At 53.6% G+C, this 6748-nt stretch carries 5 protein-coding genes and 1 pseudogene; 4 read left to right on the forward strand and 2 right to left on the reverse strand.

The annotated features are described in order from the left end of the window. On the forward strand, positions 1-413 hold a 413-nt coding region (locus tag VU18_RS19250), incomplete at its 5' end, for a PhoH family protein (protein WP_047757786.1). A 185-nt stretch (positions 414-598) separates the two neighbouring features. On the opposite strand, the gene VU18_RS04565 is transcribed toward VU18_RS19250, so the two are convergent. Next, a complete protein-coding gene (locus VU18_RS04565; RefSeq protein WP_011230576.1) occupies positions 599-1105 on the reverse strand; it encodes a hypothetical protein in 507 nt (168 codons plus the stop codon). A 162-nt stretch (positions 1106-1267) separates the two neighbouring features. On the opposite strand from VU18_RS04565, the gene VU18_RS04570 reads away from it, so the two are divergent. From VU18_RS04570 to pyc, 3 genes are all read left to right on the forward strand, one after another. Next, positions 1268-1555 carry a YlaN family protein gene (locus VU18_RS04570; protein WP_011230577.1) on the forward strand — a complete coding sequence of 96 codons (288 nt, stop codon included), beginning with the start codon at positions 1268-1270 and terminating at the stop codon, positions 1553-1555. 125 nt (positions 1556-1680) lie between these two features. Beyond that, positions 1681-2892: a putative lipid II flippase FtsW gene (gene ftsW / locus VU18_RS04575; RefSeq protein WP_011230578.1), complete on the forward strand. Its 1212-nt coding sequence runs from the start codon at positions 1681-1683 to the stop codon at positions 2890-2892. Positions 2893-2954: 62 nt separating this feature from the next. Then, positions 2955-6398 carry a pyruvate carboxylase gene (pyc, locus tag VU18_RS04580; RefSeq protein ID WP_047757726.1) on the forward strand — a complete coding sequence of 1148 codons (3444 nt, stop codon included), beginning with the start codon at positions 2955-2957 and terminating at the stop codon, positions 6396-6398. Positions 6399-6563: 165 nt separating this feature from the next. Here pyc and VU18_RS19255 read toward each other — a convergent pair. Then, positions 6564-6748: pseudogene (locus VU18_RS19255) on the reverse strand (heme A synthase); the annotation flags it as partial.

Here is a 6748-nt window from a genome sequence, read left to right on the forward strand (position 1 = left end):
AGGAAGAAAAGCTGCGCCCGTGGATGCAGCCGATTTTTGACAACTTGGAATACTTATTCAACACGAAAAAACCGGGGGAGCTCGATGCGATTTTAGCCGGCATGAGCTCGATTGAAGTGGAGGCGCTCACGTACATCCGCGGCCGGAGCCTGCCGGAGCAGTTTATCATCATTGATGAGGCGCAAAATTTAACGAAGCATGAAGTGAAGACGATTTTGACACGCGTTGGGGAGAAAAGTAAAATCATTTTAATGGGCGATCCGGAACAGATCGACCATCCGTATTTGGATGAATATAACAACGGGTTGACGTACGTCGTCGAAAAGTTTAAAGACCAAAAAATCGCCGGCCATATCCGGCTCGTCAAAGGGGAGCGTTCGGCGCTCGCACAGCTTGCCGCTGATTTGCTGTAGCTAGGCGTTCCTCAGAGCATCCGCCGTTAAAGAACGGGTGCCAGGCGCGCGGCCCGACGCCGCGAACGTTTCGAAAGGCGCCCGCCGCCTGGGGCGCTGTGGAAAACATCTGGGGTCAAAGCGCTTAAGGCGGTTGAAGGCGTCAAAAGCTCAAACACCGGGCCGCCCCTTCATGGGGCGCCCGGTCATCGGACGACGAGCCGACGCACATGAGTAATCGGCGCCTCGCGGTTGGAGCCGTCGCCAAAATAAATGTGCACCGGACCGTCGTCGCGCAACGGTTTTCCGTTTTGGGAAAAAGCGAAAATCAGGTCGTACGCCTTTTCCAGAGGGATCACGGTTTCTCCATGTTCCGTCTCAATGACAAGTTCAGACGCGTCTTCATGCGGCTCAGCGTTTCGCAAAAATGGGGCGAACGGCATGCCGAACGAGCCGGTGATGATTTTCTCCTTCAAAAAGCGCCGCTCCGTTTTCAACGTCGGCGGAAAAACCGCGCCCTCTTGAATTTCCCGGTCCCAAAATGCCGACAGCTTTTTGATTTCCTCGTCCTCTTGCTCCGCTTCCGTCGGCTGTGGAGCCGGCTCCGAAAAATACGCATCCATGTCCACTTTCCGGTCGTCGAAAATCCAGACGCCGGGGTCAAGCGTGATCGTAAACTTCACCTTTCCTGTCAGCACAATAATATCGTTCATGAAACACCTCTCCTCTGCATGTTCCCACCGTTTTTAGTATAATAATAATGAAAGAGCTTGTCATGTTCCAGGCCCGGTTGCTGTCAACGGTTTCAACTTGCAAAATGGCTTGTTTCACGTTAAGATGTAAAGAAGGATAGGGGAGAGAACGGAGGGATCGATGTGACGGACGAATCGATGAGCTATCGGGAGAAGGCGTACGCGCTTTTACAAGCGGATGCAGAGAAAATCATCCAACTCATCCGCGTGCAAATGGACCATTTGACGATGCCGCAATGTCCGGTGTATGAAGAAGTGCTTGACACGCAAATGTTCGGGTTGTCACGGGAAATTGATTTTGCGGTGCGCCTCGGGCTTGTGGAGGCGAAAGACGGAAAGGCGCTCCTTGACCGGCTTGAGCGCGAACTTTCCACGTTGCACGAGGCCGTGGCCAAAAAGCGCGTGCGATAAAGGATATATAAAACAACTCAAACGATTGGTTTCCCGTCGTTTGAGTTTTTCTGTTTTTCGGCAGGAAAACAGCGCGCCGCTGCGAATGATTTTAAGTACATACATGTTCACAGGGAAGAGGAACGATGGAACGACAATTATGGAAAAAAGTATTGAAGTGCTATGATTATCCGCTGATCACCGCGGTCATCATGCTGTCGTTGTTCGGATTGATTATGGTGTACAGCTCAAGCATGGTCACCGCTGTCATCCGCTTTGAAGTGCCAAGCGACTATTTTTACGAGCGGCAAAAACTGTGGCTGATTGCCGGATTCATCGCGTTCGCCATCATGATGGCGATTCCGTATAAAGTGTGGCGGGCGGAGCGATGGGTGAAACTCGTCTTTTTTGCTTCTCCATTGATGCTGATCGCCGTCGCTTTTCTCGGCCATACGGCCAACAACGCAACAAGCTGGTTTCGCGTCGGGGCGCTTTCGATCCAACCGGCGGAGCTCGCGAAGCTCGGTCTGATTTTATACTTGGCCGCAGCGTTTGCCAACAAGCGGAAGCGGCTGGCCGAGCCGGCGAAAAGCAATTTGTTCCCCATTTATTATACATTGGTGATTTGTTTCCTGATTGCCATACAGCCTGACTTCGGAACGGCGGCGATCGTGTTTGCCATCGCGATGTGCATCATTGTTTCGTCCGGTTTGCGCCTCGTGTTGCTTCTAAAGCAGCTGCTTTTTTTTACATTGATCGGGACGGTGCTGTCACCGTTTTGGCTCCCGGTTGCCGGCAAAAAAATTTTTTCTCCTGAACGGGTATCGCGTCTTTACAGCTTTTTGGATCCATTTCAATACGCAAACGGCGATGGCTACCAGCTCGTGAATTCGTATTTGGCGATCGGGCTTGGCGGGCTGAAAGGAGTGGGGCTTGGCAAAGGCATTCAAAAATACGGCTACCTGCCAGAGTCGCACACCGATTTTATTATGGCGGTCATCGCCGAAGAGCTCGGATTATTCGGTGTAGCGTTCACGCTTGGGTTATTGGCGTTTATCGTGCTGCGCGGGCTTTGGATTGCCCGCCGCTCCCACGATGCGTTTGGGAGCCTGCTTGCGATCGGCATCTCCGTCATGATCGGCTTTCAAACGTTCATTAACGTTGGTGGGGTCGTTGGCCTTATTCCGATTACAGGGGTGCCGCTGCCGCTCGTCAGCTATGGGGGAACGTCGCTTGTCCTGACCATGGCTTCGCTCGGTCTTTTGGTGAACATTTCGATGTTTGCAAAGTACGAACAACGGTATAAAAAAGCGGAAAAAACGATGGTCAGCAAACAGAAAAGAGGTCTGACTTTTTAGAAAGTGTATTTACAAATCGGCAAAACTTTTATACTTTTATTAAATAAAGGAGGAGGGACAGAATGAGGACAAGACGAATTCGCAAAGTGCTGGCAGCCAACCGGGGAGAGATCGCCATTCGCGTTTTCCGCGCCTGCACGGAGCTTGATATCCGCACCGTGGCGATTTATTCAAAGGAAGACGCCGGATCGTACCACCGCTACAAAGCGGATGAGGCGTATTTAGTCGGGGAAGGGAAAAAGCCGATCGAAGCCTACTTGGACATCGAAGGCATCATTGAGATCGCCAAAGCCCACGATGTCGATGCCATCCACCCGGGTTATGGGTTTTTGTCGGAAAACATTCAATTTGCCAAACGGTGCCGCGAAGAGGGGATTATTTTCATCGGCCCGAACGAAGAACATTTGGATATGTTCGGCGATAAAGTGAAAGCGCGCCATGCGGCCATGAAGGCGGGCATTCCGGTCATCCCGGGCAGCGATGGACCGGTCGGCGGCCTTGAAGACGTCGTCCGTTTTGCTGAGACGCACGGATACCCGATCATCATTAAAGCGGCGCTTGGCGGCGGCGGCCGGGGCATGCGCATCGTCCGCTCGAAGTCGGAAGTGAAGGAAGCGTTTGAGCGGGCTAAGTCGGAAGCGAAAGCGGCGTTTGGCAGCGATGACGTTTATGTTGAAAAGCTGATCGAAAAGCCGAAGCATATTGAAGTGCAAATTTTGGGCGACCACGAAGGAAACATCGTTCACCTTTATGAACGCGACTGCTCGGTGCAGCGCCGCCATCAAAAAGTCGTGGAAGTCGCGCCGAGCGTCTCGTTGTCGGACGAGCTGCGCGAGCGCATTTGCGAGGCGGCGGTCCGGCTCATGAGAAGCGTCGGCTACGTCAACGCTGGCACGGTTGAGTTTCTCGTCTCCGGAGATGAGTTTTATTTCATCGAAGTCAATCCGCGCATTCAAGTTGAGCATACGATCACCGAAATGATCACCGGGATTGACATCGTCCAGTCGCAAATTTTAATCGCCGACGGATTTTCGCTCCACAGCCCGGAAGTCGGCATTCCCAAGCAGGAGGACATCCGCATCAACGGCTACGCCATTCAGTCGCGGGTGACGACGGAAGACCCGCTCAACAACTTTATGCCGGATACGGGAAAAATTATGGCGTACCGTTCCGGCGGCGGTTTTGGCGTGCGCTTGGACGCCGGCAATGGCTTCCAAGGGGCGGTCATTACGCCGTATTACGATTCGCTGCTCGTGAAAGTGTCGACATGGGCGTTGACGTTTGAGCAGGCGGCAAGAAAAATGTTGCGCAACTTGCGCGAATTCCGCATCCGCGGCATTAAAACGAACATCCCGTTTTTGGAAAACGTCGTGCAGCATCCGAAATTTTTGTCAGGGGAATACGATACGTCATTTATCGATACGACGCCGGAATTGTTTGTATTCCCGCGCCGAAAAGACCGCGGGACGAAAATGCTTACGTACATCGGCACCGTGACGGTCAACGGCTTCCCTGGCATCGGCAAAAAGAAAAAGCCGGTGTTTGACAAACCGCGCGTGCCGAAGGTGAGCCAAACGGAACCGATCCCAGCGGGAACGAAGCAAATTTTGGATGAACGCGGACCTGAAGGGCTTGTTCGCTGGATCCAAGAGCAGCCGCGCGTGCTCTTGACCGATACGACGTTCCGTGACGCTCATCAGTCGTTGTTGGCGACCCGCGTCCGCACGATCGACTTGTTGCGGATCGCTGAGCCGACGGCGCGTTTGCTGCCCAACTTATTCTCGCTTGAGATGTGGGGCGGGGCGACGTTTGATGTGGCGTACCGCTTTTTGAAAGAAGATCCGTGGGACCGGCTGCTCAAGCTGCGCGAGCGCATCCCGAACGTGCTGTTCCAGATGCTTCTTCGCTCGGCCAACGCCGTGGGGTATAAAAACTATCCCGACAACGTCATCCGCGAGTTCGTTGAAAAATCGGCGCAAGCCGGCATTGATGTGTTCCGCATTTTCGATAGCCTAAACTGGGTGAAAGGGATGACGGTGGCGATCGATGCCGTCCGGCAAAGCGGCAAAATCGCCGAGGCGGCTATTTGCTATACAGGCGATATTTTGGACCCGAACCGGCCGAAGTATAATTTAGATTATTACAAAGCCTTGGCGAAAGAGCTCGAGCAAGCCGGTGCGCACATTTTAGGCATTAAGGATATGGCCGGCCTGTTGAAGCCGCAGGCGGCGTACGTGCTCATTTCCGCGCTCAAGGAAACGGTCGACATTCCGATCCATTTGCATACGCATGACACGAGCGGCAACGGCATTTATACGTACGCCAAAGCGATCGAAGCCGGCGTCGATATCGTCGATGTCGCCGTCAGCTCGATGGCCGGCTTGACGTCGCAGCCGAGCGCCAATACGCTCTACTATGCCCTTGAAGGAACGGAGCGGGCGCCGGAGGTTGATATTTACGGCCTTGAGCAGTTGGCCCGCTATTGGGAAGACGTGCGCAAATTTTATCAGGAGTTTGAAAGCGGCATGAACGCGCCGCATACGGAAGTATACATGCATGAGATGCCAGGCGGCCAGTACAGCAACCTGCAGCAGCAGGCGAAAGCGGTCGGCCTCGGCGATCGGTGGGATGAAGTGAAAGAAATGTACCGCCGCGTCAACGACTTGTTCGGCGACATCGTCAAAGTGACGCCATCATCGAAAGTTGTCGGCGACATGGCGCTTTACATGGTGCAAAACAACTTGACGGAGCAAGACATTTTTGAACGCGGCGAAACGCTCAATTTCCCAGACTCGGTCGTGGAGTTTTTCGAAGGCTATTTAGGCCAGCCGCACGGCGGGTTCCCGAAAGAGCTGCAGCGCATTATTTTGAAAGGGCGTGAACCGATCACCGTTCGTCCGGGCGAGCTGCTTGAGCCGGTTGATTTCGAGCAAATCAAGCGGGAGCTGTATGACAAGCTCGGCCGCGAAGTGACCGACTTTGACGCCATTGCCTATGCGCTTTATCCGAAAGTGTTTTTGGAATATGCCGAAACGGTCGAAAAATACGGCGATATTTCAGTGCTCGATACACCGACGTTCCTGTACGGCATGCGCCTCGGCGAAGAGATCGAAGTGGAGATTGAGCGCGGGAAAACGCTCATCGTCAAACTCGTCTCCATCGGCCAGCCGCAGGCGGACGGCACGCGCGTCGTTTACTTCGAGCTGAACGGCCAGCCGCGCGAAGTCATCATCCGCGATGAAAGCATCAAAGCCGCTGTCGCTGAGCGCATCAAGGCCGATCGGACGAATCCGAACCACATTGCCGCCACGATGCCGGGCACGGTTGTGAAAGTGCTCGTGGAGAAAGGGGAAAAAGTTGACAAAGGCGACCATTTGATGGTTACGGAAGCGATGAAGATGGAAACGACGGTGCAGGCGCCGTTTGCCGGCATTGTCAAAGATATTTACGTCAAAAGCGGCGATGCCATTCAAGCGGGGGATTTGCTAATTGAGCTGTCCAAATGAAACTGTCCATCGCGCGCAAAAAGAGGGTGTCCCAAAAGGATCGGGATACCCTCTTTCGTTGCTCTATATACGTGCTGACTGCTTCTGCTGCACGATAGGTTGTGCCTATCTTGAAGACAGACAACCTTTTGGGTCAGCCCCTTTTGGTTTGCTGACCGACGAACGTCATTTCAACGTCGCCGGCGCCGCTTCCCCAGCTGAATGGTCGGCGGCTTTTACCGGCGCGCGGCGGGTGCGGAGCGCCAAAAGCAATAAATAGCTGAGCACACCGAACAGGCAGGAAATGAAAAAGGCATGCGCCAAGGCAATGTATAAATTCAGCTGCGTAAAAACGACAAGCGCTCCAGTCG

Source organism: Geobacillus sp. ZGt-1, from assembly GCF_001026865.1.
Classification (GTDB): Bacteria; Bacillota; Bacilli; order Bacillales; family Anoxybacillaceae; genus Geobacillus; species Geobacillus thermoleovorans.